The sequence below is a fragment of the Paenibacillus sp. Paensp111 genome (assembly GCF_059492195.1).
On record NZ_CP168527.1, the window covers coordinates 1733877 to 1759180 of the forward strand.

Here is a 25304-nt window from a genome sequence, read left to right on the forward strand (position 1 = left end):
TGAAAGATCAATTTAACTTGACAACACTTGACATAAATTAGTATTGTAAAGTATTATTAAAGTCAGTGTACCACAACTAAGGGGGATTGCAAGTTATGGCCCGCGTCAAAAAAGTGTCTATGCAGGATATCGCCGACAGGCTCCAAATATCGAAGAATGCAGTCTCCCTGGCTCTAATGGACAAAAAGGGAGTTAGTGAGGATATGAAGAGCCGGATTATTCAGACGGCCAAAGAGCTGGGGTACGGCCCCTATGGGAAAAAGCAGGTGGAGCACCCGAATCTGCTCGTTGTTGTCCCTGATCGAATCACAAGCTATGATGACAACGACCATTTTCATTTTTACCACGATATGATCTGGGGGCTTGAATCCGCCATCCGCAAGAGCGGTTATAACGCTATTATTGTAAGAGTTGATCTGGCGATGGAGCAGAATCTTATACTCCCTGGACAATTTGATGATATTAACTATGCGGGTATCCTTCTGTTCGGGATTATGGAGAAGGCTTATGCCGAAATGATCTGGAAGCTGGACGTCCCGCTTGTGATGCTGGATTCCTATTACCGGGATTTACCCTGCCCGGCAGTGACTTCGGCTAATATGGAAGGGGCTTATCAAGCTGCAGAGTATTTAATAGGAAGAGGACATCATCGGATCGGGTTCATTGGACCCGTGAATCTGACGACAAGCCATGAGGAGCGCTGGTATGGGTTCTGGCGGGCAATGCAGCAAAGCGGAATCCGGGTCGAAGAGAAGTGGTGCCTAACTTACTCAAGTGGTTATCACTCTACCCGGCAGGAAATATCGGAATTACTGGGTCGTATGGACCAAATGCCAACGGCCTTCTTTTGCGGGAATGACCGGATTGCCCTGCTTCTTAGTGAGGTGCTGCAGGAGCGCGGGATTCGGGTTCCGGCAGATATATCCATCATGGGGTTTGACGACTTGAATATGTCTGCCGCCTCAGCCCCTCCGCTAACTACCATGCGGGTGAACAAGATGGGCATGTGCAATGCCGCGGTTGAAATGCTGATCTCCCAGCACCAACCCTCGAGGGAAGCGGTGCGCTGGAGTATATATCCCGAGCTTGTAGAACGAAGTTCTACTACAGGGCAATAAGCTTACTTGATAGATCCCCTTTTCTAGTGAAAGGGGATATTTAGTCTATCTGCTTACCAGGCAGAACACTCGGGTAAAAAATATCACAAAACGTAATCTATATACTGGATTAATTTTGTGGAACGATATACAATACGGGTTGTGTCTTTGCAGATACCTATTGAAACCACGTAAAGGAAGTTGAATATGCCTGGAAAATTAAAACGTCTGCTGATCGGCAGACCCATGAAATCTACTGAGATTGAAGGCGAGAAGCTCAGCAAGTTGAAGGCCTTGGCCATCCTGTCTTCTGATGCCTTATCCTCGGTAGCATATGGTACGGAGCAAATACTGATCGTCTTGATGGCAGCCGGTTTCGCCGCTCTCTGGTATTCCATCCCCATTTCTATTGCCGTACTGGGCCTGCTGACGATCCTCATTGTCTCTTATCGACAGACCATATTCGCTTATCCTGGCGGCGGCGGTGCTTACATTGTTGCGAAAGACAACCTGGGATTATCTCCAAGCCTACTGGCTGGGGGTTCTCTATTAGTTGACTATATATTGACTGTTGCGGTTAGTGCTTCGGCGGGGACCGATGCGATAACTTCGGCCTTTCCGGTACTTCATGATCACCGGGTTCTGATTGCCGTGTTCATGATTCTAATCCTTACCATTATGAATTTGAGAGGAGTGACGGAGTCCGCATCCATATTGGCGGTTCCGATCTACCTCTTCGTAGTAGCTATCTATGTCCTAATCATTTGCGGAGTTATCAATTATTTCACTGGCGGGGCTCATGCGGCGGCTCCCGAATTTGGCAAGACGATCTCCAATGTGAGCTTGTTCCTTCTACTAAAAGCCTTCAGCTCCGGATGTTCCGCCTTAACCGGGGTCGAGGCCATGTCCAACGCCATTCCTAACTTCCGTCAGCCATCGGATAAGAATGCGGCGGCAACGCTTATGATGATGGGTATACTTCTCGCGGGAATGTTTATTGGAATAAGCCTGCTGGCTTATTGGTACGGCATTAAGCCTGCCGCAGAGGAGACTGTTGTCTCCCAGATTGCTGAGAGTACCTTCGGCAGGGGGACACTGTATTTTATTATTCAGGGCGTGACCGCAGTGATCCTGATTTTGGCGGCGAATACAGCTTATTCTGCTTTTCCGCTGCTTGCCTTTATGCTGGCAAAAGATAAATTCATGCCCCACGCCTTCATGGTGCGGGGAGACCGGCTCGGCTTCTCGAACGGAATCATTTTCCTCAGTATCCTGTCGGCCGTGCTGGTTATGGTCTTCCAAGGGAATACGGAGAACCTGATTCCTCTGTACGCGGTCGGCGTGTTCATACCCTTTACCTTGTCACAGCTCGGGATGATGATCCGCTGGATCAAGCTGAAGCCGTCAGGCTGGATACTGAAGCTTTTTATCAATACAGTGGGGATGCTTACTACCCTTTCGATCACGCTCATCTTCATATTCACTAAGTTCAGTCAGATCTGGGTCATCTTCATCTTTCTGCCGCTTGTTGTCTACATGTTCATGAGAATTCAGCAGCACTACTCCAATACGGCCGACCAGCTGCGTATCGATCTCTTCAATGAGAAGCCAATCGCGAAGGGTAATACGGTCATCATACCGGTAGCCGGAGTTACCCGTGTCGTGCTGAATACAGTTAGTTATGCCAAGACTCTTTCAGATAATGTGGTCGCTGTATATGTAGGATTTGATGATGAGTCAGTCCGCAAGATTGAACAGAGATGGAACGAGTGGAATCCTGGGGTACGGCTGATTATTTTGAAATCCCGTTACCGGAGTATCCTCGGTCCTCTGCGTAAATTTATCGATACGGTGGAGTGGAAAAAGGCAGAAAGTGATCATATCACTATCCTTATCCCTCAGTTCATCACCAAGCATTGGTGGCAGAATCTGCTCCACAATCAGTCAAGTCTCATGATTCGTGCCTATCTGATTAATCGAAAAGATGTCGTAGTCGCAACGGTACCTTACCATATGGATCGTTAATCTGAGCTGTTCCTGTTATGAAGAAAGCACCCGCCGCGGGTGCTTTTTTTGGCATAGAGGAGACCCGCGATGTATAATTTCGTCTGCTTTTAATACAATTAAAACACTGTATAGTACAATAGTTATGTGGAATGAACTAAAGGGTAAGTAATCCTCATGAGTTAACAGGAATAAGGAGTGATCTTGTAAGATGAATACCGTATGTGTATTTGCAGGTTCCAATCCAGGCGTGAAGCCTGAATACCGGGCCCAGGCAATTCAGCTGGGAAGTACCCTCTCAGATCAGGGTATCCGTCTTGTATATGGAGGTTCCAAATTGGGACTGATGGGGGAAGTCGCTAATGAGGTGCTGCATCGCGGCGGCCATGTAATCGGAGTGATGCCTAAAGGGTTATTTCGCGGGGAGATTGTCCACCGGGAATTGACGGAGCTTATAGAGGTTGAGAGCATGCATGAACGTAAGGCCAAAATGGGAGAAATCGCCGATGGCTTCATCGCCCTTCCGGGCGGTCTAGGTACATTTGAAGAGCTGTTCGAGGTATTATGCTGGGCGCAAATCGGGATTCATAAGAAGCCGATCGGCCTGCTCAATATTAATGGTTACTATGATCCTCTTATTGAACTGATTAGACACAGCGTTCAGGAAGGTTTCTCAAATGAGTCGCATCTGAGCCTGATTACCGTCTCGGAGGATCCGCAGCAGCTGATCACTCAGATGATGCAGTATCAGCCGCAGGAGCTGGGTAACAAGTGGAAGCAATTAGTCGTTGAATAGAACCTGCACAGCAAGCCCCGCCGATTGATCTTTCTCACCCGGCGGGGCTTGCTGTCATGTAACAACTACAACATGAGAGTGATGACAAGCAGTTCGAAAAGAACCAGAGGCAGGATTACGTTGTTATAATAATAGAAGCCGCCCGGGGCTCCAAGGAAACGTTGATCTTCCTGGCCTGCAACACTCAGATACAAGAAACGGTCGTCGGCGCTTACGATAATTCCTTCATAAGTATGACCGTCAATCGTAACTACTTTCACGGGACGATTCAAATGAATGGAACAAATATGCCGAATTTGATCTTTAACCCCTTTGAGCTGCTGAACCATAGTCGGGTTAGCCTGGTAGACTACTTGATTGTCTTGCTGTAATCCGTATGCCATTGTTAAATGACCTCCTTAAGTGGGCGTTTGTCATGGTTCAGTATATACATCAGGCTCCGATAAGGTTCCGCATTTCTTTAAGCTTCTGCAATGTTTTGAGGAGCTCTCCAACCTTCATCCTGCGAATCCCTGTTTGGTGTTAAATATCCGGTGGGTAATAGTCAATAAGTAACCGGGGAGGTATCAACCATGGCAAAGCTAATTCTTGGTGTATTTGAGACAACTCAGGATACATCGATCGTTATCGATGAGCTTAAGAAAGCGAAATTTGATGAAGACAAGGTATCTGTGCTGTCGCGCAAGATCACACATATGAATAAGATTACCGAGAATACGGATATTGGAGATCCCAAGGCGGGCAATGGGGGAAAGAGCGTATTTGGGATGCTCAAAAATGTAACAGCCCAGATTGAAGAAGAGGCGGTAGAGCTTATTGCAACGGGTTCAGCAGCCAGGAAAATGGCGGGGACCAAGGTCGGCAAGGGTACAGACGACTTTATTGTTGCGTTGGTAGGAGTGGGGATTCCCCGCGAGGATGCGAGAAAGTTTGAAGAGCACCTACTTCAAGGTCATATCCTGGTTATGGTGGAATGTAAGCCGGAAGAGGCGGACCGGGTTGCTAATATTTTCACACAGCATCATGTGGTAGGAATTGAATAGAAATGGTAGATTTAAATAAGTCTACTATTTAATCGTTATAGGAGTTGTCAGATGAAACAAGTTAAGGCATTTGTTGATGGGGAAGAAATCATAGGTTTTTATTTACTGAAGTCTGTCGGGGTCAAGCAGACGAATGGAGCGGCTCCCAAAGATTATCTTGATCTGATTCTCGCGGATCCATCGGGGGAAATTTCGGCAAAGTTCTGGGATGCTACACATACAGACAAAGAGACCTTCTTTGCACCCATGCTCGTAAAAGTAAAAGGTCTCGTTCACACTTACCGGGATAAGCTGCAGTTCAAGATTTCCCAGATTCGTCCCGCTTCTGCGGATGACGGTCATCACATCACCGATTTCATCAGGTCGGCGCCTGTCGCCCCGAATGATCTGGTATATGCCATTACCACAGCAGCAGCGAGCATTCAAGATGAGGACTATCGCTGGATTGTAGATGAATGCATCCAGAAGGTAGGAGATAAGCTCCTTCATTATCCTGCCGCCAAGGGAATGCATCACAATTTCTATGCGGGCCTAGCGTATCATGTTGTACGTATGCTTGAGCTTGCAGAGTTCCTGGTTGTGCAAAGACCTTTCCTGAATCGGGATCTGCTCGTCGCAGGCATCATTCTTCATGATATCGCCAAGACAGAAGAATTAACCGCTGAGCTTGGTATTGTCTCTGAATACAGCTTTACCGGTAAGCTGATTGGACATATCTCATTGGCGGTGAACTGGATTACTGAAGCTGCCCTGCGCAGGGGAATGGATCTTACTTCTGAGAAAATCGTTATGCTGCAGCACTTGATTCTCTCTCATCATAACCTTGGAGAGTGGGGAAGCCCGGTTCAGCCGCAGCTGCCGGAAGCGCTGGCATTACACCTAATAGATCAGCTGGATGCCAAGATGCAGGCCGCTGAGGACGCCTTGGATACAATGGCGGATCCAGGAGGCTGGACACCGCCTGTACGGGCGCTTGAGAATAAGCCGTTATATCGGCGTAAGCAATCCTAAATAAATATAGCTGCAAGAAGAAGAGCCCTGAATTCAGGGCTCTTCTTCTTGCAGCTAGGATCGGATTACACCAGCTGAGTGTCATCACCTGTGCTGTTCTTCTTAGAGCTGCTTTGAGAATTGTTTTGGGGGTTGTTCTTCGGATTCTTACCCGCTTCGTCACCCTCTATGTTGTCCATGATGGCGCCGACCACATCCTCCAGCTTGTCTGTAGAAGCCGGACGATTGGGATCTACATCAGGCACCTCTTCAAATCCAGGTTTTCTTTTCTCATCAGATGTACTCATAGCCCAGTGTCATCTCCTTTTCTCTTATCAGCTATAGAATGTCACCGAATTTCCCGGTATATGTAAGGATAACCCGTCATGATATCAATTGAATCGCACTGGTGAAGAGTAAAGGGGCTTGATTTCTAAAGCCCTGGCTGGGCATAACTCAAAAAAGTCCCTGGGCCCAGGGACTTTATAGGAATCAGGAGGACGGATTGGAATCCTCTGTCAGTCGTTCTTCAATTCGGTGCTCGATTTTCTTCAGGATTGTGATGAATTCAGCCCGTTCTTCGACGGTAAGCACCCCGAGCAGGTCAGCCGCGTACTTATAGCGGAAGTTAATGATCTTCTCAGCCAGGCATTTGCCTTCTTCGCTTAATGAGAGCCAGACAATTCGGCGATCGTCCATGCTCCTAACCCGGATGACGTACCCTTCCGTTTCGAGTTGATTCAGCATAATTGTAGTTGCACCCGAGGACAAATTAAGCTGTCTGGAGATGTTCACTACCATCGACCGTTCTTCCCGATAAATGATCATCAGCATCCGCGCTTTGGTATGGTTCAGTTTGTCATCCCGCTTCTTATACTGCTGGTCGTAGAGCTTATTTCTATATCGAAAGATCGTCTCCATGAAGTGCTCCATGCTTTCAACTTCAGATATCGCGTTCTCCTCAATTTCCATAGTTATAAAATCCCCCTGTTTATCTGTCTACATTCATTACGTAACAACTTGTGTGATGTTTCAATACTTTTTGAAAATAAGGATTGTATATTCAAATATTTTATGATAAATTATCTTTATTTCCAAATTACTTTATTGTAAAGTAATTATACACAATTTCTGGAGGGAGTTCGAGAGAATTATGAAAGGTCGTCTTATTTTAACAAATATTATTGGTATCGTTGTCCTTGCGGCATTGATCATGGGTGGGGCTTATTATTATTACCAGAGCGTCACTTATATCAAAACCGAGGATGCAAGGGTAGCTGCGGACATCGTTCCGGTATCTGCTCCGGCTGCAGGTGTGATCTCTGGCTGGAATCAGAAAGAGGGCGCTGTACTGAGTGAGAAGGCAACTCTGGGACAAGTAGGTAATGGAACTACCAATGTGAATGTTACGGCACCTATGGCCGGCACATTGATCAAGAACCAAGCTAAGAATGGTGAACTGGTTCAGGCAGGAACGCCGCTTGGCCAAATTGTAGATATGAAGAATTTGTACGTAGTGGCTAATGTGGATGAAGACCAGATTAAGGACATCGATGTTGGCTCCAAGGTGGATGTGGTAGTTGACGGTGACCCGGGAACAACAATCCAGGGCAGCGTGGAACAAATCGGCTATGCCACCAACTCGGTATTCTCGCTAATGCCGACAAGCAATACAAGTGGAAGCTATACTAAGGTAACGCAAAAAGTTCAAATCAAAGTGTCGATCAGTAACTATTCCAAAAATGTACTGCCTGGGATGAACGCGGAGATCGTCATTACTAAGAAATAGGGAACCATTCGCAGAGGTAATTGATCTGCAGAAAGGAGATTGACGATGGCCACCAATCAACAAATAGACAAACCAGCCAGCAGCGGATTCAGACAGCATCTCCCGCTGCTGATCGTCCTTATGGTCGGTCTGTTTCTGGCAATATTGAACCAAACTTTGCTCAATGTGGCACTCCCACATATCACGAACGAATATGGCATTACAACGAATACAGCCCAGTGGCTGCTTACGGGGTATATGCTCGTGAATGGGGTGCTGATTCCGCTGTCCGCTTTCCTGATTGAAAGGTTCGGGGTACGCGTGCTATTCCTGGCCGCCATGTTCTGTTTCACCCTTGGAGCGTTAATATGCGGGGTTGCGGGCAGCTTCTCGGTACTTCTAATTGGCCGGTTAATTCAGGCAGTAGGAGGCGGTGTGCTTTCACCGCTTGTTATGAGTGTTATCTTGTTCATTTTCCCTCCTGAAATGCGGGGAAAAGGTATGGGCATCTTTGGCCTGGCCATGATGTTCGCCCCTGCAATCGGCCCGACATTGTCCGGTTGGGTTGTGCAAAATTATGATTGGCACATTCTCTTCTCTGGGATGATCCCATTTGGAGTTATTGTCATGATTATTGCTTTCTTCAAGATGCGCAATATTGAACAGCCGAAGCTCATTAAGCTAGACTTCATGGGCACTTTATCCTCTCTCGCAGGTGTAGGTCTGCTGCTCTATGGGCTTAGCGAAGCCGGAACCAAAGGATGGGGCGACACCGAGGTCATGACGTGCATCATTATTGGTACCATCCTGGTGGCTTTCTTCGTCATCTGGGAAATGCGTACCCGGAATCCCCTGCTCAATATGGGTGTGTTCCGATTTGGAATCTTCTCATTATCGAATGTTATTAACATTTTCGTAACGGCGAGTATGTATGCGGGGATGCTTCTTATCCCGATCTATCTTCAGAACCTGCGCGGAATTACCCCGCTCGATTCGGGTCTGCTTATGCTTCCAGGTGCACTTGTCATGCTGATCATGTCCCCGATTTCGGGTATTCTGTTCGACAAAGTCGGCCCGCGGCCTTTGGCCATCATTGGTATGGTCATTACGACGATAACCACGTATCAGTTAACTAAGCTGACGCTGGATACCTCTTATAGTTATATTTTGATCATCTACATGGTTCGATATTTCGGGATGTCCTTCCTGATGATGCCGATCATGACAGCGGGGATGAACCAGCTGCCAAGGGATTTGAACAAGCATGGTACGGCCATGTCTAATACACTTCGCCAAGTGAGCGGATCGATCGGCACAAGTGTAATTACAACCATCTTTACTACTCGTACCACCTTTCATGGAGCAGCTTATGCGGACCGGATGGATACAACGAATCCAACCTTCATGCAGTCCTTTGGTGAGCTTGTGAACAAGATTGCAACCGAGCTGCATATTCCACTTGCCCAGGCCAAGACCCAAGCGGTTACGATGCTTGCAGGCCATGTCAAAATGGAAGCGACAGTTCAAGGGATTAATGATGCCTTCTTCTGGGCGACCATGATCTCTGTAGCCGGACTGGTTCTGAGCTTCTTCCTTAGGGATGTTAGAAAAGATAAAGATCGTCTGGCCAAGAAAGAACGTAAGGAAACGTTAATGCTGCCAGCTCCGAAAGAGACGCTTGTAACGGAAAGGGGAGTATAATGGAATGAACATTTATATCGTGTATGATTCGGAAGGCGGACATACCCAGGCTCTTGCCCAGGCCATTGCAGATGGTGCTGCGCGGGTAGCGGGAGCTAACGTACATCTGCGTTCCGTGGAGGAAGCGGATGTCTACGCTCTTGCTGATATGGATGCGATTATCTGGGGCTCCCCCGGTCATTTCGGTACAATTAGTTCCGGACTTAAGCAGTGGATCGACAAGCTAGGTTATCTATGGGCAGAAGGCAAGTTGATTAACAAAATTGGTGCGGTATTCTGCACCACGGCTACCGAGCATGGTGGACTTGAAGCTACATTGCTGAACCTGATTACGCCTATGCTGCACCAGGGTATGATTATTGCAGGACTTCCGGGTAATATTCCGGAGAATGCAACATATGGCTCCTACTATGGGGTAGGCGTAGCGTGCCCGATTGACAGCACTGAGGTTATCAGTGAGCAGGGAAGACAGCTTGGGATGGCCCTGGGTGAGCGTGTAGCCGGATTGACTGCCCGTTTTGCAAAGTAATGTGAGGAGGGAATGTCATGACGATCATCATTACCTGTGCAGTGATTGCCCTGTTGATCATTGCTGTCCTGGTCTCCATTAACATTCGAAGCGGGTCAGCCTCCAGCAGGGAGGAGCGCGTCCCGGCTGTAAATGAAGCTGAGAAATTAGAGCAGCCCGCTGCTGTGGAGTCGGAGGTAGCTGCCTCTCAGTTCACTGAAGGTCCCGCTGCCCCGTTAGAGGTAACCGAAGCAAGTCAGGCTGTAGAGTCTCCGCTCTCAGAGTTTCAGAAGAACAGGGAGCATATAACTGAGTTGCAGCCGCATCACACGCCTGATCAGGAATTCCGTGAGGCCTTAAGAAGGCTGAAGGATCAGCCTGCTCCTGCAGCTCCTCCGGTTCAGGGCGATAGCGACAAGATGGCCGATGATGCCTATCGCAGGGCGCTGAGGTCCTTCAAGGATCAGCCGAAGGAAAAGTAACCAAACATATAGTGTATATTTTGAGGGGCTTCCAAGGGAGCCCCTTTTTATATGAGCGGAACAGTTGAAAGACCTTATGTAGAAAAACCTTATAAAGTAGAATAACCCCATCTGGAATGTCCAGTGGGATTATTCGTATGATATTTCATTTAACTTATGTAGCATTTATGATTTGAAAGGGATAATTCTTGTCACATGTTCAATTTCCTCTAAAAGAACCCACACAGCACCTTCAACTGTTCTAATCTGTACGCCCTTAGGATTCTTGTTCCATTTCGGAATTCCTGTCATCATATCTCCAGTGAACAGTTTAACAACCACTTCGTGCTGCAAAGTAACCGCCATTTTAAGTTGAAGAAGATCAATTTCCGCACTTGTTTTCATAATTTAGCCCCCATCTTATCATAGAATAATTGCTTATATCTATTACTTCGGACGAAGAGACTATATTACTGATAGCAATCCTAAATATGAGTCTTTAGGCTTATCTAATCAGTAAGCAAGACCTGTTTAGAACCTTTCCTCTGTGTTTAAAGCTTCATTTGCTGCCCAATTTGTTCCAATCCCCATAAAGTGAGCAGTTTAACAATAAGTGTGCGACAATGGACCTAACAATTATGTCTTCACTTCCATATTACCCTATTATTGTTACTAATAAATCATATTAGATAGATTCGTATGATATGATCAAAATATGGAATTATTTTGAATACGATCACGGACGTTATCCTACATATGTAAAAGAAGTGACGTTTGTCTTTAGTTAAGAAGCACAAAGCCGTTTTCGCTCAGGGAACAAGGTATTTAAAATCGGAGAATGGATTGCACCCGATAAATAGAAGGAAATTGATGGGGTTTGAACGCTCAGCACGTCTGGACTGAAAGATCATAATCTTATTTCGCTGTCCAAGCTAGGAGAGTTTGGGGTGAGTTTTGGGTTATTCTGATAGAAATGAAGTTGAGTAGAAAGCAAAGAACCCTTACGCCGTAAGGGTTCTTCAAGTATGATCTGCAGTGGGCTCGAACCACTGACCCCCACCCTGTCAAGATGGTGCTCTCCCAGCTGAGCTAGCAGATCAAAAAATGGATTAGATAAATATTAGCATAGCAGGTTAGATAGCAATTGTCAAACAACAAGCGTATAGTTTTCCACCTGCAGGGGAAGGAATAGGAATTATTACTTCTTCTGGAGGTTGGACAACAATGGAGAATTTTCGGCTAGGTTTAAGGATGGCAATTGCCACCACAACGGTGATCTGCTCACTGGCATTTCTGAACGGCTGCGGCATGGATGAGTCGACAGGACCCGGGAGTGATCGGCAGCTGTTCTCTTTTCCGGTACCTGATGTGCCTGTAACCGAGGATGTCTATAATCCTTCCGTTATCGAGGATGTCTATTCGCCGGGCGGAGAGCAGTTAGAGTCCTGGCGGTAGTAGATATTTTTGTTGTATCCTGATTTTTTGTTATAATGATCCAGCTAGAGATTATTTCATACTAGAAGAGGTGACGTCTTGGCTGCTATCATTATACCGGTACATACCGAAGAGCAGTTGAATCATGGATTGGATATCCGTAAGGAAGTATTTGTGCAGGAACAGCAGGTTCCAGTGGATCTTGAAATAGATGAGTTCGATGTCATTGGTCCCGACTCCCATCATGTTCTGATTGAGTTAAATGGACGATATGCCGCCACGGGCCGGATAACGTATTACAAGGACAATGCTGCCAAGATTCAGCGGGTTGCGGTCCGTCAAGAGTTCCGTTCCCATGGCATCGGACGGGTTCTGATGCTTGCCCTGGAGCAGATGGCGAGAGATCTGGGCTTTGAGAAAGCTGTTCTCGACGGTCAGTGCCAGGCTGAAGGCTTCTATACCAAGCTGGGGTATAAGGTCGTCTCGGAAGAGCCTTTCTATGATGCGGGGATTCTGCATGTACGGATGGAGAAGGAATTGTAATATTCCTCTGAGCTTTTGGTAAAGCTACCTTCTATATAAGTGATTAGAAGAACCTTAAGGAGGAAGCTGACTATGCCAGAGACCAACCGGGAAGTGTTCGTAGCGGTTCAGAAGAATGGCGATGGGGATCTAGCTGCATTCAAAACCTCGACCGGACGCATCCTCTCCTATGAGGAAGCGCTGAAGGAAGTACAAGCAGGCTCAATTGCCGGCGTCAATGCCTTTAAGGGCAGAGATGGGGAGACTTATCTGCGGGGCGACGCGGATGGAGATCCGACCAACAATCTGGATGCGCTGCCTACATTTGAATAGACCGCAAATGCTAAATCAAGAGGCCATCCTATCTAGGACGGCCTCTTGGTGTTTTTAGCGCAGACACTTTTTCTTATTAGCCTCACTTACTGTGAAGCCGTCACTCACGACAAAGCTTCATTCTAATCAAAGATCATAAACCTCATGCTGGCGGAGGAACCCCATTTCCGCTGTCTTGCCTTGGAACTGTTCCATTTCATCCCCATAGTGCATGAGACTGATGAGGGAGCGGGTTGCTGGCGGCAGAGATAGAAGTTCATCCAATGTGGTATGAACAAAGCCTTCACCTGTCAGCTGCACTTCGTGATAAATTTTGCGGCAGCCTCGTTCCGAGATCAGCTTCTTCAGCAATTCCGGTTGAAACTTCATATCGGCACTATAGAAAAATTCCCCATTCAGGTAGAGTGAATAACTTTTCTTGCCTTCAATATGGGGTGTCCGGATAATCTCGACTTGAAGAGAATCATCTATGCTTGTCACTTGGCCTTCCCGCAGCACTCTCACCTCAAAGGCATCCTCTATTCGCTCAATTCCGTCCTGAGCGAGTCCTCCCTTTAGTGTATGCTCCCACAGAGGCTGAACGAGATCCTCGGCAATGTAGAGAACCGGCTTCCGCTGATAGACATATTTCATTTGGAAGGCGAACTCTTCCAGGCCGCCTACGTGATCCGCATGAATATGGGTAATCAACACGGCGTTGATGTCTGCCCACGTCTTGCCGAGCTGATATAAAGAAATGGGTGCCGTTACTCCACAATCTATAAGCAGCGTCTGGTGATGGGTATACAGCAGTGCATTGTTGTTGAAATATTTCTTGGCAAAGGCTCCTCCGGTGCCAAGCATTTGTATTCGCAGACTCATAGGCTCACTCCTTTTTCCTTATCTCTTTCATACTTTATCATGTCTATACCTGGTCGGACAAAATACAATTTTCAGCACCGCAACTTGATTGCAACTTTGAAGTATAAACATATACAACGAGATAATAAGGAGGGTATTTAGGATGAAGTGGAAGAGAGTAGCTGCGCTTGTCATGGCATTTTCCCTCTTGAGCAGTTCATTGATTTATGCCGATGCGGCTGTACAGAAGATTCGATTAATCATTAATGGTCAGGAAATAGATGATGGCGGGTATATGGCAGACGGGAGAGCCTATGTGCCGGTACGTGAATTGAATGGTCTGGTTGATTATGATGATGCGACCAAACGAGTGACCTTCTCTCAGCCGAACGTAGACCTCTTTTTGTTCAAAGGGGATACTCCTTTTGGGAAGGTTAGTGTCGGTAAGCTTAAATTCAATGTCTTTTGCCAAGTGGACAGCCTGAAGATGGATATCAGCTCGGTTAAGGTCACGATTAAGGGACCTGATGGTTCCGAGAGATCGATTCAATCCCAGGATCTGGGTAGAGAACAGAAAGATAACTTCTGGTTCAGGACCAATGACTATACTTATGATTTCAAGACTGCCGGTAAATATACGATAGGCTTTTATCTGAAGCCGAGCAAGAGTAAGGACTATGATCTGGTTAGTGAGAAGGTCATAAATGCAATCGGTAACTAGGCTTTAAGGAGCATATCCAAAATTGACCTCTATGTCTGGAAATGTTACGATACGAGAGTATGCGACAGTAATTAACAAATTAACCCGAAGTGAGGTATATCAATGAGCGATCACAAACATGAGCATGACGAAGCTTGCGGCTGCGGACACGATCACGACCACGATCATGAACATGAGGAGTTCGTGCTCACGTTGACAGACGAGAATGGCCAGGATGTGGAAATGGTTCTGGTTGAAACCTTCGATGTTAGTGAGAAGGTCTATGCTCTTCTGCTTGAACGTAATAATCCGGAAGCTGATGGCATTATTCTCCGTCTAGAAGAAGAAGACGACAAAATGGTGCTCTACAATATCGAAGACGAAGAAGAATGGCGTCTAGTTGAAGAAGCTTACAACGAAATTGTCTCCGCACAGGAAGAAGCTTAATTTATATTGTTGTAAGCCGAAAGCCCCCTACTGGGGGCTTTTTTGATATTCAGCAGAATCACTTTACTAAAAATATACAAAAAAAGGCCAAACTTGAAATCGTCTGGCCTGCACGTTATCCTCTTAATGTACCTAAAATATGGGATCTGCTTCAACAATAACCTTAACTTGGTGGATACTGCGATCTTCCGGACCTTTAACAGGAAGTCCGACATCAACGTGATCCACAATGTAATCAATGTTCTCCTGCGAGATAACCTCTCCTGGAAGCAGGATCGGGATACCCGGCGGGTAGACATAGATGAATTCCGCAATAATTCGCCCTGCCGATTCTTTGAAAGGAATGACCTCGGTATCCGCGTAGAAGGCGTCGCGGGGAATCAGAGAGAGCTGAGGGATCTCAGGTGTTTTTACAACCAGTTCATTGGCTGTGTTCACCGAATATTCGGCCGCCAGCTCACGAAGTGCCACAAGAAGAGTATCTACAGTTTCCTGCGTATCACCTGGAGTGATGAAACACAGAATGTTATACATATCACTTAGTTCGACTTCAATGTTGTAATGCTCACGAAGCCAATTCTCCGTCTCATATCCCGTGATTCCGAGGTGTCTAACATGAATGGTTATCTTGGTAGGATCATGAGCGAAGGTTGCTTCACCGCCAAGAATCTCTTTGCCGAAGCAGTAGAGTCCGTCGATCTTGTTCACTTCTGTTCTGGCATAATCCGCCAGCTTTAGTGTCTCCTCAATCATCTGTCTCCCGTTCAGCATCAGGTTCCGCCGTGCCGTATCCAGGGACGCAAGAAGGATGTAAGAGGTTGAGGTCGTCGTCAGCATACTGATGATTGTCTGTACCCGCTGAGGATTCACATAGCCGTTCTTCACGTTCAGATTCAGAACGGAGCTTTGGGTCATGGAGCCTCCCAGCTTGTGCACGCTGGTTGCGGCCATATCGGCACCGGCCGCCATGGCGGAGATCGGAAGCTCATCATGGAAATGAATGTGAACCCCATGGGCTTCATCGACAAGCACAGGCACATGGAAGCTATGAGCCAGCTCTACGATTTCCTCCAGATGTGCACTTATTCCGAAATAAGTAGGGTTGATGACAAGAACCGCTTTTGCATCCGGATGACGCTTAAGGGCTCTGCGAACTGAAGAAGTGGTTATCCCATGGCTGATCCCCAAATTCTCGTCTTGCGCAGGGGATACGAATACAGGCTTCGCTCCAGCGAAAATTATCGCTGACATCACCGATTTGTGAATGTTGCGCGGAACGATGATCTTGTCGCCAGGGGAGCAGATGGACATGATCATCGTCATGATTGCACCGCTTGTCCCTTGTACGGAGAAATAAGTATAGTCTGCGCCAAAGGCATCGGCCGCCAGCTTCTGGGCTTCCTCGATAACCCCGGTTGGTTGATGTAGATCGTCGAGTGGCGCAATGTTGATAAGATCTATAGAGAACGCATTATCGCCAATAAAATCACGGAATTCAGGGTCCACTCCTGCCCCTTTTTTATGACCGGGGATATGGAACTGGACGGGATTGCTAGCCGCATGTTGCTTCAAAGCCGTAAAAAGCGGCGTACGGTTATGATCCATGTTGAGCCGTCACTGCCTTTCTTGTGTAATATATAAACAAGCTTGAGTATAGCAAATAGGGGCGGGAATGCAAGCCTCGATTGAAGAAGGGTCCGTGTAAATTTGGATCTAAATGGGACAAAATAGATAGAGAGCCGATGTATCGGAAGGTAGGACAAGGAGGTAAGTATGGAACTTACAAAACCAAAAGGAGTTTCTAAAAGGCTGATTACTCCGGTTTTTATTTATTTATGGATCATTATGTTTCTGGTTGAATTTGTTAAAGGGGCTCTTCTTGTCACGATTCTGCCCGTATATATGGGGGATATTCTGCATTTGACCACCTTTGCGATCGGTTTATCTATTTCCATGCAGTATATTGGAGATAATCTGTTCCGGAGTCCTTCGGGCTGGCTGATCGAACGGATTGGATTCAGAATGACCATGGCTATTGGTCTTTCATTAACTTTTATTGCAGTAGGCATTATCGCATTTACTTCGAATACGGCTCTAATCGTTCTGGCTTGTGCTCTGCTTGGAATGGGAACCGCACCTCTTTGGCCTTGCATCATGATGGGCGTGTCGGCGGTCAGCGGGGAGAACAACAACTTTGCTACCGCCATGGGGATTATACAAATGTCCAGTCTCGGTGGCGCCGGGGCTGGCCCGATTGTTATTAATTTCTTTATTGGCGACGGCTCTTACCATAAAGTATTCTGGATTCTTCTGGGCTGTATGGCGCTTGTGCTGGCCGTATCCTTCCTGCTACCGGGTAAAAATAAAGCCAAGCTGGCTGATCCCCATGTGCTTCATCATGAGGGGGAGAGCAAGCTTATGGCAGGCGGAGTCAGGCAGCTAGGCGGTAATCTTCGCAGAACGATTGCCGAGATTAAGAAGAACCTGAATGTAAGCTGGATGCTGTATCCCGCTTTATTCCTGCAATCTTTTGCTATAGGACTTCTGACGCCTGTCATTACGCTGTATGTTCGAACGGTGCTTCATTTAACCCCGGCTAGCTACAGCGCGCTTATGGTGGTTGGGGGAGGGATTACAGTCATAGGTCTCATTCCGATCGGCAAGCTCGCTGACCGTCACGGGACAAAGTGGTTTCTGCATATCGGGTTCCTGCTTGCCGCAGTGTCGATCGGATTGTTCGCCATTAACCGCTCCATCCCCCTGCTGTGGGTCCTTGTAGCCATGATTGGGATAAGCTATGCCTTCATCCTGCCAACTTGGGATACCATGATCTCTCACATGCTTCCGTCTGGTGAGAAGGGGGCGATCTGGGGATTGTTCCTAACGATTCAAGGCTCTGGAATGGTATTTGGCCCGATGGTATCCGGGAAGCTGTGGGATTTATTCGGTCCCGGCTCTCCCTTTATGGCGAGTGCGATCGTTATGGGCATCATGTTCATTCTTCACCTAGCCTTGTCTCGCCAGCATGCCTACAATCAGCTGGAGACGAAGCAATCCTGATTGAGCTTAAAAAGGGGATGTCCCAGGTCAACAGACCATTTGGGACATCCCCTATTTGTTCGTGTAAATGGATCCTAGAAAGATGCTTTGTACAGGGGAAGGAGCTTCTCGAATGTATCCTCCACCTTCGCGATCAGCTTGTCCCCGTCAAGGAGAATCGGGTCGCCCTTATCTATCCGAAGACCGCATAAGATTTCAGATTTCTTGACTGAGCCGAGCTTTGCTGCCATGGCCTTGAAGTCGCTGGCAGTCAGATCTTGATGAAGCTTACCACCCGGATCCATGTGATCCATCGACCAGTAGAATTCACCCGGAACATTTTTTTTCACGCTGGAGGCGTGTTTTTCCAGATATTTGGCGAGAATGAGCTTATTGGGGCTTTCGTATATGACGGCAAAAATAATGAACAGATGCGAAGCGAACATCCCTACCTGGAAATGCGGAAGTGCCTTATAGCCGCGCTTGCTGCTTCCCCAAGCTACCCAGCTGTCATGTGGCGGATTGATCGTTCTCCGCGCATGCTTGGCCACATGTGGGAACATCTCTTCTCCGCATAGTGCTGACAGGTAAGGGCTTAACAGTCCGCCCAGCTCATCCAATTTAGGTCTTAGAACTTTAATTAAAGTCTCCATACGCGGTTCCAGTCCCGGAACGGTGAAGACATCGAAATCTTGGTTGGTGAAGCCGGTAAACGTCATGAGCGGTGCCCCCTGATTATGTATGGATTTGTGCTCACAATACAGTCTGTAAAATGTGCAGCAGCTTGATTATATCAAAATCCTGCCGTACATGCGTCACTCCTTAAGCTTTGCGGGTAAAAATAATCAAATAATCCAAGTTACCGTTACATAAGATGAAGTATAAGATAATGTAAACTGTAACCAGGACGATTGTAATTTCAAGCGTTTCATGCCCTGCAGAGTCTATGCATTCGGAGCAGTTTTGCTTAGCAAAACTTGAAGGAGGGAGTCCCATGAACAAAAGTTACGAAGTAGAATATTGCAATCTCGAACTACGTTTTGAACGTGTTCATATTCAGCAGTTGATCCGCGATTTGATTCAGGATGGCTATTCACTGTATTGGAGTGAAAGTGATTCCATCTTTATTGTCTCCGTCCGAACAGGCCGCAAGCTGACCAAGCTTCGTTTCCAGCGGGTACACCAAAGCTACAAGCTGGTAGGAGATTATATCATTAAGGACGCCAAGCTTGCAGAATGGCTCGAGAAATTAATCGGCGATCTGCGGGGGCATGCGGTGGTCAAGCGATTCAAGGATCGTCAGATTTTGATCGAAAATATTTTGTTCGGCGAAGTGATTCGTCTTGTTGAGGTATCCGGGGTTGAGCAGCGGGTGCTGTACCAGAAGGGTGTCGATCCAAGCTTTGAGAAGATGACGTATATGTATAATTCACAATCCGCTGAGCATGAGATCGAAAGTCTTCAGGGTGAAGTGGACGTAGAGCTCGAACGGCTCTATGAAGCCATGAAGTCCGGGGATGAGAAGGCTGCCGATACCAGTAAAGAAAAGCTGAAGAAACTCCGCCGGGGCCTGATGGAGCTTGAATGGTGATCAGGAGTAAAATAAATACGAAATGACCGAAGCACCTCAAAACATACGATTTGAGGTGCTTTATGCGGCTGCTGCTTTGACACATTAAAGCAACCGGGGGTTCACTTCTTTCCACAAAAGCATTAAAATGATATTATTGTCATAAAATATAGTCTGCAAAGGATGGAGAACCTGATGTCAAAACAACAGATAGGCGTCATCGGTCTTGCGGTGATGGGTAAGAATTTGGCACTGAATATTGAGAGCAGAGGCTTTACTGTATCTGTATTTAACCGTTCCCCCCAGAAGACTCACGAGCTGCTCGAGAATGAAGCCAAGGGCAAAAATCTATTCGGCACTTTCTCAATTGAAGAGTTCGTAGAATCTTTGGAAACACCACGCAAAATTCTTATCATGGTACAAGCTGGTGCAGCTACGGATGCAACGATTGAGCAATTGGTCCCTCACCTGGATCAAGGAGATATCATTATCGATGGAGGTAATGCATACTTCCCGGATACCCAGCGCCGCAGCAAGGAGCTTGAAGCTAAGGGCTTCCGCTTCATCGGTACAGGCGTATCTGGCGGTGAAGAAGGCGCTTTGAACGGACCTGCGATTATGCCGGGTGGACAAGAAAGTGCGTATGAACTGGTTAAGCCGATCCTTACGGCGATTTCTGCCAAAGTTAACGGTGACCCTTGCTGTACATATATTGGACCAGACGGTGCCGGACACTATGTGAAGATGGTTCACAACGGCATTGAGTATGGTGACATGCAGCTGATCGGTGAAGCTTATCATTTGCTCAAAGATACCCTGAACCTTGATGCTAAAGAACTTCATGAAATTTTCACAGAATGGAACAAAGGTGAACTCGACAGCTATCTGATCGAGATCACAGCCGATATCTTCTCCCAGTACGATGAAGAGACGGGCAAGCCTATGGTAGACGTGATTCTTGATGCGGCTGGCCAAAAAGGTACAGGTAAATGGACAAGCCAAAGCGCATTGGATCTTGGTGTGCCGCTGTCCATGATCACGGAATCCGTATTCTCCCGGTTCTTGTCTGCTATGAAAGATGAGCGCGTTGCAGCTAGCAAAATCCTCAGCGGACCAGCCAAGTCATTTGAAGGGGATAAGAAAGAATTTATCGAGAACGTTCGTAAAGCTTTGTTCGCAAGTAAGATTGTCTCTTACGCACAGGGCTTTGCCCAAATGCGTGCAGCTTCTGACGAATACGGCTGGGATTTGAAATACGGAAGCATTGCCATGATCTTCCGCGGCGGCTGCATTATCCGTTCCCAATTCCTGCAGAACATCAAGGATGCTTATGATCGTGATCCTGCTCTGAAGAACCTGCTGCTTGATTCTTACTTCAAGCAAATTGTTGAATCTTATCAGGGTGCATGGCGTCAAGTTATCTCCACTGCAGTTGCTAACGGGATTCCGGTACCAGGCTTCTCCTCCGCATTGTCCTACTATGACAGCTACCGGACAGAGAGACTGCCTGCGAACCTGCTTCAGGCACAGCGCGATTATTTCGGCGCTCACACCTTCAAGCGTGTGGACAAAGAAGGCGTATTCCACCATCAGTGGTTTTAATATAACCTTAATATCTGAGGGGCACCCCGGTCTGGCTTATTGCCTGACGGGGTGTCTTTTTGCTTCCTGAATAATGTGTTATGATATGACAAAGTTATTTTTTTGAGAGTTTTGAAGTGGGAAGATATAAAGTGGGTGACATGTTGAAAGAACCGAAAGACAACATTATTTTAATCGGAATGATGGGCACAGGTAAATCAACCGTAGGTGCACTTCTGGCGGCGGAGACCGGGCATGAACTAATCGATCTGGATCTAGAGATCGAGCGTAAGGCCGGCATGACGATCCCCCAGATTTTTGCTGACAAAGGAGAAGCCTTCTTCCGGGAGCTGGAGAACGCTGTTCTGCGGGAGGTTCTTCAGCAGGAGCATGTTATTCTGGCTACAGGCGGTGGATGTGTGCTTCGGGCCGAGAACTGCAAGGAGATGACGGCCCATGGCTGGGTGGTCTCTCTGAAGGCCGATGCAGAGAGCATTATCAGCCGGGTAGGGGACGATCCGAATCGGCCTTTATTAGCCGGTGGCGTACGTGAACGGGTAACTCGTCTTCTGGAGGAGCGAAGAGGTGCGTATGATTTTGCACATTGTACAGTGGATACAGCGGGGAAATCGGCAGCTGACGTAGCTTCGGAGATTTTAATGCATTACCGCGTCTAAGCTTCGTTCCATGAATTTGATGCAAGACTTTTATACCTGACAACAGCATAATTATACAAAAGGAGAGTACATAGACATATGGACATTATCGTTAGACCGACGCCTCAGCTTCAAGGGGAAATTCAGGCACTTTCTTCAAAAAATTATACTACGAGGTATCTGCTTGTAGCCGCGCTTGCTGAAGGGACCAGTACGATCTATTTCCCTGCACATAGTGAAGACAGTGATGCTATGCGGCGTTGTATCGCCGATTTGGGCGCAGTGATTGAGGAAGACGACGAGAAGATCGTGATCAAGGGCTTTGGTTCTAAGCCAAAGGATGTCAAGGAGCTTAATGTAGGCAATGCCGGAGCGGTGCTTCGGTTTCTTATGGCAGTCACTGCACTTTGCCCAGATGTTACTTTTGTAAATACTTATCCTGATTCGCTGGGCAAACGCCCGCATGATGACTTAATTGATTCCCTAACCCAAATGGGGGTAAAAGTTGAGCATAATGAGGGACGCCTACCTATCCGTATCCAGGGAGGTGCGCCTAAAGGCGGTAAGATTAAGGTGTCCGGGGAAGTCAGCTCCCAATACCTGAGCGCCCTGCTGTTCCTTACTCCGCTGCTTGAAGAAGATAGCGAGATTGAAGTGCTTGGGGACCTCAAGTCCAAAGTGGTTGTTGGACAGACGCTTGACGTGCTTGAGCAGGCGGGGATCCGGATTGAGGCTTCCGAAGATTACGTGCACTTTAAGGTACCTGGACGCCAATCCTACCAAGCTAAGACCTATCAGGTTCAAGGCGATTATCCGGGCTCAGCAGCCATTCTGGCGGCCGCAGCAGTGACAAAGTCCGATGTAACTGTAAAAGGTCTGGAAGAGCACAGCAGACAAGGTGAGCGGGCTGTAGTGGATGTGCTGAGAATGATGGAGGTTCCTTTAACGCACGAGAATGGTATCGTTCATATTCAGGGAAATGGTAAGCTCAAGGCAGTTGAATTTGATGGAGATGCAGCAACAGATGCCGTTCTGGCTATGGTTGCGGCAGCAGTATTTGCCGAAGGGACCTCAAGGTTCTATAATGTGGAGAATCTTCGTTATAAAGAGTGTGACCGGATTACGGACTATCTGGCCGAGCTTAAGAAGGCCGGAGCTCATGTCGAGGAACGCCAGGCTGAAATTATTGTTCACGGCCGTCCTGAAGGTGTAGAGGGAGGCGTAGAGATCAATGCCCATTATGATCACCGGGTGATCATGGCGCTGACGATTGTTGGACTGCGGTCCCAGAAGCCGGTAACCATCAAGGATGCGCATCATGTGGCCAAATCTTACCCGCAATTCTTTGATCATATCTCTGCACTTGGTGCTTCTGTGGAATGGCTAAATTCCTAATATTTATTCAATATCTTGAATAGGATGGGAGGTTATTAGCAATGGCATTTGAGAACCCGAGCCGTCAAGAAATCAAAGGAATTCTGGAGTCTGCTGGTAATATTGCTGTCGTTGGCTTGTCGGACAAAACAGATCGTACTTCCTACATGGTTGCGCATGCGCTCCAGCTCAGAGGTTACCGGATTATACCGGTTAATCCCATGGTAACGGAAGACATTCTTGGCGAGAAGACCTATGCAAGCCTGAAGGATATTCCAGAGCCTGTAGACATTGTAAATGTCTTCCGCCGGAGTGAATTTACTCCGGAAGTGGCTGAGGAAGCCGTAGAGATTGGCGCCAAAGTATTGTGGCTGCAGCTAGGGGTATTCAGCGACGAAGCCAACCAGATTGCTTCTAATAACGGACTTAAAGTGATTATGGACCGGTGCATCAAGGTGGAGGATGCAGTAACTTCACCAGCCCGAAGCCGATAATCTGCAAGAATACGATTGATTCCAGACTGGGCACTCAGGTTGAGTGCCCTTGTTATTTGAGCTTTTTTCTTTGACAAATGTTCAGGTGGGTGTATACCATATCTATATAGAGAGAGGATATCCTATGAGAAGTAGGAATTGAAGGGGGCTCATATGATACAAGGTATCGGTGCTTCGACTGGAGTTGCCATCGGAAGAGCGTTCGTTCTGCCTTCTTGGGAATGGGACGTGCCAGACCGGAGAATGGAGAACATCGATCTCACCAAAGAGTTTGATCGTTTGTATGAAGGTATCAAGACCTCCAAGAACGAGATTGAGATTATCAAGAACGAGATTAAAGAAATGGTGGGTTCTGAGGAATCGGGCATATTTGATGCTCATATCGCTATTTTGGAAGATCCCGTCTTTATGAGTGAAATCCAGGGGATCATTGAACGTCAATACAAGGCTGCCGAAGTTGCCGTGAAGGAAGCCATCGATCATTTTGTGACGATGTTTGATTTGCTGGACGATGAATATATGAAAGAGCGCGCTCTTGACATAAAAGATGTAGGCAACCGGCTTCTCAAGCATCTGCTGGGGACGCCGGACATTACCCTGCCTGCGGATACACAGCCTTATATCCTGGTAGCCAAAGAGCTATCCCCCTCCCAGCTTGTCCACCTGAATCCGAGCAATGTGCTCGGTATGGTAACCATGCTTGGCGGGAAGACCTCCCACTCGGCGATAATGGCCCGGGCACTTGGAATTCCGCTTGTCTCAGGCCTCGAGAATAAGCTGACCCTGCCGATTCAGACAGGAGATCTGCTGATTGTAGATGGTGATGAAGGCTGTCTATTCCTGGAGCCGGATGACGGGCTTGTGAATAAGTACTCCCAGCTTGCAGAGCGGCTCCGCTTACGCAAGGAGCAGCTTCAGCAGCTGGCTTCTGTGGCCGCGGTCACGCAGGACGGTGTTCAGCTCAGATTAGCAGGCAACATCAGCTCGCTGAAGGATTGCGAGATTGCCTTGAAGCACGGCGCCGAGGGTGTAGGCTTGTTCCGGACGGAATTCCTGTATATGAACCGGAGTACGTTCCCGACAGAAGAGGAGCAATTCGATGTATACCGTCAGGTTGCAGAGAGGTCTGGGAACCATGCCGTCGTAATTCGAACCCTGGATATAGGGGGGGACAAGGAGCTGGAGTATTTCTCCATTCCCGAAGAGGAGAATCCGGTTCTTGGATATAGAGGAATAAGAATCAGTCTGGATTGCCCGGAACTCTTCAAAACCCAGCTCTCCGCTATACTGCGGGCCAGTGCCTATGGCCGGATGAAGATACTGTTTCCGATGATTTCATCCGTAGAGGAAGTCGTTGAAGCGAAGCAGGTCCTCCGGGAAGTTATGCATGAATTGGATCTTAAGGGAATAGCCTACGACGCCGAGATTCCGGTCGGGATCATGATTGAAGTTCCGGCTGCAGCAGCTATCGCGGATCTCCTGGCTGAAGAGGTCGACTTCTTCAGTATCGGAACGAATGACCTGGTTCAATATGTACTCGCTGTGGACCGGATGAACGAGCAGATTGCTGAAATGTACCATCCTTACCATCCGGCTATTCTTCGTATGCTTCGCACTACGGCACATGCGGCCCAGGCGGCCGGGATAACGGTCAGTGTATGCGGAGAGATGGCCGGGGATGAGCGTTCGGTGCCGTTATGGATGTACTTGGGCATAAGTGAGTTGAGTATGTCACCACAGTCTCTGCTGCGTGTAAAACATACCATTCTTGGGAGTCATGCGGCCGAGGGGAAAGCTATAGGCGAGCATTGCTTCAAGCTGAGGACCAGTGCTGAGATCGAAGCTCTTCTAGAGCAACATGCAGCAAAGGAAACATTAAATTCAGACGAAGCTCAAAGGTGTCCGCTTAATTAGATTTCTAATGCGAGCTAAGTCACTAAGATGAA

General features: G+C 47.5%; 28 protein-coding genes and 1 tRNA gene. 21 read left to right on the forward strand and 8 right to left on the reverse strand.

Annotated features, from left to right (window positions below):
- Positions 1-95 precede the first annotated feature (95 nt).
- The 3 genes from ACEN86_RS07910 to ACEN86_RS07920 all read left to right on the forward strand — a co-directional run bounded on the left by ACEN86_RS07910 (position 96) and on the right by ACEN86_RS07920 (position 3897).
- Positions 96-1118 (forward strand): LacI family DNA-binding transcriptional regulator, encoded by a 1023-nt coding sequence (locus ACEN86_RS07910; RefSeq protein ID WP_495633747.1) that lies wholly within the window; start codon positions 96-98, stop codon positions 1116-1118.
- Positions 1119-1304: 186 nt separating this feature from the next.
- Positions 1305-3122 (forward strand): APC family permease, encoded by a 1818-nt coding sequence (locus ACEN86_RS07915; protein WP_495633748.1) that lies wholly within the window; start codon positions 1305-1307, stop codon positions 3120-3122.
- Positions 3123-3312: 190 nt separating this feature from the next.
- Positions 3313-3897: an LOG family protein gene (locus ACEN86_RS07920; protein WP_495633749.1), complete on the forward strand. Its 585-nt coding sequence runs from the start codon at positions 3313-3315 to the stop codon at positions 3895-3897.
- Between the two features lie 65 nt (positions 3898-3962).
- Here ACEN86_RS07920 and ACEN86_RS07925 read toward each other — a convergent pair whose 3' ends face one another.
- Complete coding sequence (locus ACEN86_RS07925; protein ID WP_495633750.1) at positions 3963-4280, reverse strand: hypothetical protein; 318 nt, start codon at positions 4278-4280, stop codon at positions 3963-3965.
- Positions 4281-4469: 189 nt separating this feature from the next.
- Here ACEN86_RS07925 and ACEN86_RS07930 point away from each other — a divergent pair, with 189 nt between their 5' ends.
- Together ACEN86_RS07930 and ACEN86_RS07935 are read left to right on the forward strand one after the other, a co-directional pair.
- Positions 4470-4940 (forward strand): general stress protein, encoded by a 471-nt coding sequence (locus ACEN86_RS07930; RefSeq protein WP_495633751.1) that lies wholly within the window; start codon positions 4470-4472, stop codon positions 4938-4940.
- Positions 4941-4991: 51 nt separating this feature from the next.
- Positions 4992-5951 carry a 3'-5' exoribonuclease YhaM family protein gene (locus tag ACEN86_RS07935; RefSeq protein WP_495633752.1) on the forward strand — a complete coding sequence of 320 codons (960 nt, stop codon included), beginning with the start codon at positions 4992-4994 and terminating at the stop codon, positions 5949-5951.
- A gap of 65 nt (positions 5952-6016) precedes the next feature.
- Here the strand turns inward: ACEN86_RS07935 and ACEN86_RS07940 are convergent, their stop codons facing one another.
- Together ACEN86_RS07940 and ACEN86_RS07945 are read right to left on the reverse strand one after the other, a co-directional pair.
- Positions 6017-6238, reverse strand: a complete 222-nt coding sequence (locus tag ACEN86_RS07940) for a hypothetical protein (protein ID WP_495633753.1) — start codon at positions 6236-6238, stop codon at positions 6017-6019.
- Positions 6239-6422: 184 nt separating this feature from the next.
- Positions 6423-6902, reverse strand: a complete 480-nt coding sequence (locus tag ACEN86_RS07945) for a MarR family winged helix-turn-helix transcriptional regulator (protein WP_495633754.1) — start codon at positions 6900-6902, stop codon at positions 6423-6425.
- 178 nt (positions 6903-7080) lie between these two features.
- Between ACEN86_RS07945 and ACEN86_RS07950 the strand changes: the two genes are divergently transcribed.
- The 4 genes from ACEN86_RS07950 to ACEN86_RS07965 are packed head-to-tail and all read left to right on the forward strand — an operon-like array spanning position 7081 to position 10389.
- Positions 7081-7719: an HlyD family secretion protein gene (locus ACEN86_RS07950; RefSeq protein ID WP_127198000.1), complete on the forward strand. Its 639-nt coding sequence runs from the start codon at positions 7081-7083 to the stop codon at positions 7717-7719.
- Positions 7720-7764: 45 nt separating this feature from the next.
- Positions 7765-9399: a DHA2 family efflux MFS transporter permease subunit gene (locus ACEN86_RS07955; RefSeq protein ID WP_495633755.1), complete on the forward strand. Its 1635-nt coding sequence runs from the start codon at positions 7765-7767 to the stop codon at positions 9397-9399.
- 4 nt (positions 9400-9403) lie between these two features.
- Positions 9404-9928 carry an NAD(P)H-dependent oxidoreductase gene (locus ACEN86_RS07960; RefSeq protein WP_495633756.1) on the forward strand — a complete coding sequence of 175 codons (525 nt, stop codon included), beginning with the start codon at positions 9404-9406 and terminating at the stop codon, positions 9926-9928.
- Positions 9929-9945: 17 nt separating this feature from the next.
- Complete coding sequence (locus tag ACEN86_RS07965; RefSeq protein WP_495633757.1) at positions 9946-10389, forward strand: hypothetical protein; 444 nt, start codon at positions 9946-9948, stop codon at positions 10387-10389.
- A 165-nt stretch (positions 10390-10554) separates the two neighbouring features.
- Here ACEN86_RS07965 and ACEN86_RS07970 read toward each other — a convergent pair whose 3' ends face one another.
- Positions 10555-10773 carry a hypothetical protein gene (locus tag ACEN86_RS07970; RefSeq protein WP_127197996.1) on the reverse strand — a complete coding sequence of 73 codons (219 nt, stop codon included), beginning with the start codon at positions 10771-10773 and terminating at the stop codon, positions 10555-10557.
- A 621-nt stretch (positions 10774-11394) separates the two neighbouring features.
- Positions 11395-11467, reverse strand: a tRNA-Val gene (locus ACEN86_RS07975).
- 125 nt (positions 11468-11592) lie between these two features.
- Here ACEN86_RS07975 and ACEN86_RS07980 point away from each other — a divergent pair.
- From ACEN86_RS07980 to ACEN86_RS07990, 3 genes are all read left to right on the forward strand, one after another.
- Positions 11593-11823, forward strand: a complete 231-nt coding sequence (locus ACEN86_RS07980) for a hypothetical protein (protein ID WP_495633758.1) — start codon at positions 11593-11595, stop codon at positions 11821-11823.
- A gap of 78 nt (positions 11824-11901) precedes the next feature.
- Positions 11902-12345, forward strand: coding sequence for a GNAT family N-acetyltransferase (locus ACEN86_RS07985; RefSeq protein ID WP_495633759.1), 444 nt, complete (start codon positions 11902-11904; stop codon positions 12343-12345).
- Positions 12346-12417: 72 nt separating this feature from the next.
- Positions 12418-12657: a DUF3892 domain-containing protein gene (locus ACEN86_RS07990; RefSeq protein ID WP_495633760.1), complete on the forward strand. Its 240-nt coding sequence runs from the start codon at positions 12418-12420 to the stop codon at positions 12655-12657.
- Between the two features lie 126 nt (positions 12658-12783).
- Here the strand turns inward: ACEN86_RS07990 and ACEN86_RS07995 are convergent, their stop codons facing one another.
- Complete coding sequence (locus tag ACEN86_RS07995; RefSeq protein WP_495633761.1) at positions 12784-13518, reverse strand: MBL fold metallo-hydrolase; 735 nt, start codon at positions 13516-13518, stop codon at positions 12784-12786.
- A gap of 142 nt (positions 13519-13660) precedes the next feature.
- On the opposite strand from ACEN86_RS07995, the gene ACEN86_RS08000 reads away from it, so the two are divergent.
- Complete coding sequence (locus tag ACEN86_RS08000; protein ID WP_495633762.1) at positions 13661-14218, forward strand: stalk domain-containing protein; 558 nt, start codon at positions 13661-13663, stop codon at positions 14216-14218.
- Between the two features lie 102 nt (positions 14219-14320).
- Entirely contained in the window at positions 14321-14644 is a 324-nt protein-coding gene (locus ACEN86_RS08005) for a DUF1292 domain-containing protein (protein WP_495633763.1), read from the forward strand.
- Positions 14645-14776: 132 nt separating this feature from the next.
- Here the strand turns inward: ACEN86_RS08005 and ACEN86_RS08010 are convergent, their stop codons facing one another.
- Positions 14777-16249: an aminotransferase class I/II-fold pyridoxal phosphate-dependent enzyme gene (locus ACEN86_RS08010; protein ID WP_495633764.1), complete on the reverse strand. Its 1473-nt coding sequence runs from the start codon at positions 16247-16249 to the stop codon at positions 14777-14779.
- A gap of 168 nt (positions 16250-16417) precedes the next feature.
- On the opposite strand from ACEN86_RS08010, the gene ACEN86_RS08015 reads away from it, so the two are divergent.
- Positions 16418-17704 carry an MFS transporter gene (locus tag ACEN86_RS08015; protein WP_495633765.1) on the forward strand — a complete coding sequence of 429 codons (1287 nt, stop codon included), beginning with the start codon at positions 16418-16420 and terminating at the stop codon, positions 17702-17704.
- 74 nt (positions 17705-17778) lie between these two features.
- On the opposite strand, the gene ACEN86_RS08020 is transcribed toward ACEN86_RS08015, so the two are convergent.
- Complete coding sequence (locus ACEN86_RS08020) at positions 17779-18402, reverse strand: DUF1054 domain-containing protein (RefSeq protein WP_495633766.1); 624 nt, start codon at positions 18400-18402, stop codon at positions 17779-17781.
- A gap of 275 nt (positions 18403-18677) precedes the next feature.
- On the opposite strand from ACEN86_RS08020, the gene ACEN86_RS08025 reads away from it, so the two are divergent.
- The 6 genes from ACEN86_RS08025 (at position 18678) to ptsP (ending at position 25272) form a co-directional block, all read left to right on the forward strand.
- Positions 18678-19274 carry a YkzI domain-containing protein gene (locus ACEN86_RS08025; RefSeq protein WP_495633767.1) on the forward strand — a complete coding sequence of 199 codons (597 nt, stop codon included), beginning with the start codon at positions 18678-18680 and terminating at the stop codon, positions 19272-19274.
- Positions 19275-19448: 174 nt separating this feature from the next.
- Complete coding sequence (gene gnd, locus ACEN86_RS08030; protein WP_495633768.1) at positions 19449-20855, forward strand: NADP-dependent phosphogluconate dehydrogenase; 1407 nt, start codon at positions 19449-19451, stop codon at positions 20853-20855.
- A gap of 140 nt (positions 20856-20995) precedes the next feature.
- Positions 20996-21511, forward strand: a complete 516-nt coding sequence (locus tag ACEN86_RS08035; RefSeq protein ID WP_495633769.1) for a shikimate kinase — start codon at positions 20996-20998, stop codon at positions 21509-21511.
- Positions 21512-21589: 78 nt separating this feature from the next.
- A complete protein-coding gene (aroA, locus tag ACEN86_RS08040) occupies positions 21590-22885 on the forward strand; it encodes a 3-phosphoshikimate 1-carboxyvinyltransferase (protein ID WP_495633770.1) in 1296 nt (431 codons plus the stop codon).
- Between the two features lie 41 nt (positions 22886-22926).
- The gene (locus tag ACEN86_RS08045) at positions 22927-23358 is read left to right on the forward strand and encodes a CoA-binding protein (RefSeq protein ID WP_495633771.1); all 432 of its coding nucleotides are present in this window, start codon (positions 22927-22929) and stop codon (positions 23356-23358) included.
- Between the two features lie 153 nt (positions 23359-23511).
- The gene (ptsP, locus tag ACEN86_RS08050) at positions 23512-25272 is read left to right on the forward strand and encodes a phosphoenolpyruvate--protein phosphotransferase (RefSeq protein WP_495633772.1); all 1761 of its coding nucleotides are present in this window, start codon (positions 23512-23514) and stop codon (positions 25270-25272) included.
- Positions 25273-25304: the final 32 nt, after the last annotated feature.

Excerpts from the sequence above, each read along its gene's own strand:
- ACEN86_RS07910 (WP_495633747.1), top strand. The coding sequence starts at position 96 with ATGGCCCGCGTCAAAAAAGTGTCTATGCAGGATATCGCCGACAGGCTC.
- ACEN86_RS07915 (WP_495633748.1), top strand. The coding sequence starts at position 1,305 with ATGCCTGGAAAATTAAAACGTCTGCTGATCGGCAGACCCATGAAATCT.
- ACEN86_RS07920 (WP_495633749.1), top strand. The coding sequence starts at position 3,313 with ATGAATACCGTATGTGTATTTGCAGGTTCCAATCCAGGCGTGAAGCCT.
- ACEN86_RS07925 (WP_495633750.1), bottom strand. The coding sequence starts at position 4,280 with ATGGCATACGGATTACAGCAAGACAATCAAGTAGTCTACCAGGCTAAC.
- ACEN86_RS07930 (WP_495633751.1), top strand. The coding sequence starts at position 4,470 with ATGGCAAAGCTAATTCTTGGTGTATTTGAGACAACTCAGGATACATCG.
- ACEN86_RS07935 (WP_495633752.1), top strand. The coding sequence starts at position 4,992 with ATGAAACAAGTTAAGGCATTTGTTGATGGGGAAGAAATCATAGGTTTT.
- ACEN86_RS07940 (WP_495633753.1), bottom strand. The coding sequence starts at position 6,238 with ATGAGTACATCTGATGAGAAAAGAAAACCTGGATTTGAAGAGGTGCCT.
- ACEN86_RS07945 (WP_495633754.1), bottom strand. The coding sequence starts at position 6,902 with ATGGAAATTGAGGAGAACGCGATATCTGAAGTTGAAAGCATGGAGCAC.
- ACEN86_RS07955 (WP_495633755.1), top strand. The coding sequence starts at position 7,765 with ATGGCCACCAATCAACAAATAGACAAACCAGCCAGCAGCGGATTCAGA.
- ACEN86_RS07960 (WP_495633756.1), top strand. The coding sequence starts at position 9,404 with ATGAACATTTATATCGTGTATGATTCGGAAGGCGGACATACCCAGGCT.
- ACEN86_RS07965 (WP_495633757.1), top strand. The coding sequence starts at position 9,946 with ATGACGATCATCATTACCTGTGCAGTGATTGCCCTGTTGATCATTGCT.
- ACEN86_RS07970 (WP_127197996.1), bottom strand. The coding sequence starts at position 10,773 with ATGAAAACAAGTGCGGAAATTGATCTTCTTCAACTTAAAATGGCGGTT.
- ACEN86_RS07980 (WP_495633758.1), top strand. The coding sequence starts at position 11,593 with ATGGAGAATTTTCGGCTAGGTTTAAGGATGGCAATTGCCACCACAACG.
- ACEN86_RS07990 (WP_495633760.1), top strand. The coding sequence starts at position 12,418 with ATGCCAGAGACCAACCGGGAAGTGTTCGTAGCGGTTCAGAAGAATGGC.
- ACEN86_RS07995 (WP_495633761.1), bottom strand. The coding sequence starts at position 13,518 with ATGAGTCTGCGAATACAAATGCTTGGCACCGGAGGAGCCTTTGCCAAG.
- ACEN86_RS08000 (WP_495633762.1), top strand. The coding sequence starts at position 13,661 with ATGAAGTGGAAGAGAGTAGCTGCGCTTGTCATGGCATTTTCCCTCTTG.
- ACEN86_RS08005 (WP_495633763.1), top strand. The coding sequence starts at position 14,321 with ATGAGCGATCACAAACATGAGCATGACGAAGCTTGCGGCTGCGGACAC.
- ACEN86_RS08010 (WP_495633764.1), bottom strand. The coding sequence starts at position 16,249 with ATGGATCATAACCGTACGCCGCTTTTTACGGCTTTGAAGCAACATGCG.
- ACEN86_RS08015 (WP_495633765.1), top strand. The coding sequence starts at position 16,418 with ATGGAACTTACAAAACCAAAAGGAGTTTCTAAAAGGCTGATTACTCCG.
- ACEN86_RS08020 (WP_495633766.1), bottom strand. The coding sequence starts at position 18,402 with ATGACGTTTACCGGCTTCACCAACCAAGATTTCGATGTCTTCACCGTT.
- ACEN86_RS08025 (WP_495633767.1), top strand. The coding sequence starts at position 18,678 with ATGAACAAAAGTTACGAAGTAGAATATTGCAATCTCGAACTACGTTTT.
- gnd (WP_495633768.1), top strand. The coding sequence starts at position 19,449 with ATGTCAAAACAACAGATAGGCGTCATCGGTCTTGCGGTGATGGGTAAG.
- ACEN86_RS08035 (WP_495633769.1), top strand. The coding sequence starts at position 20,996 with ATGTTGAAAGAACCGAAAGACAACATTATTTTAATCGGAATGATGGGC.
- aroA (WP_495633770.1), top strand. The coding sequence starts at position 21,590 with ATGGACATTATCGTTAGACCGACGCCTCAGCTTCAAGGGGAAATTCAG.
- ACEN86_RS08045 (WP_495633771.1), top strand. The coding sequence starts at position 22,927 with ATGGCATTTGAGAACCCGAGCCGTCAAGAAATCAAAGGAATTCTGGAG.
- ptsP (WP_495633772.1), top strand. The coding sequence starts at position 23,512 with ATGATACAAGGTATCGGTGCTTCGACTGGAGTTGCCATCGGAAGAGCG.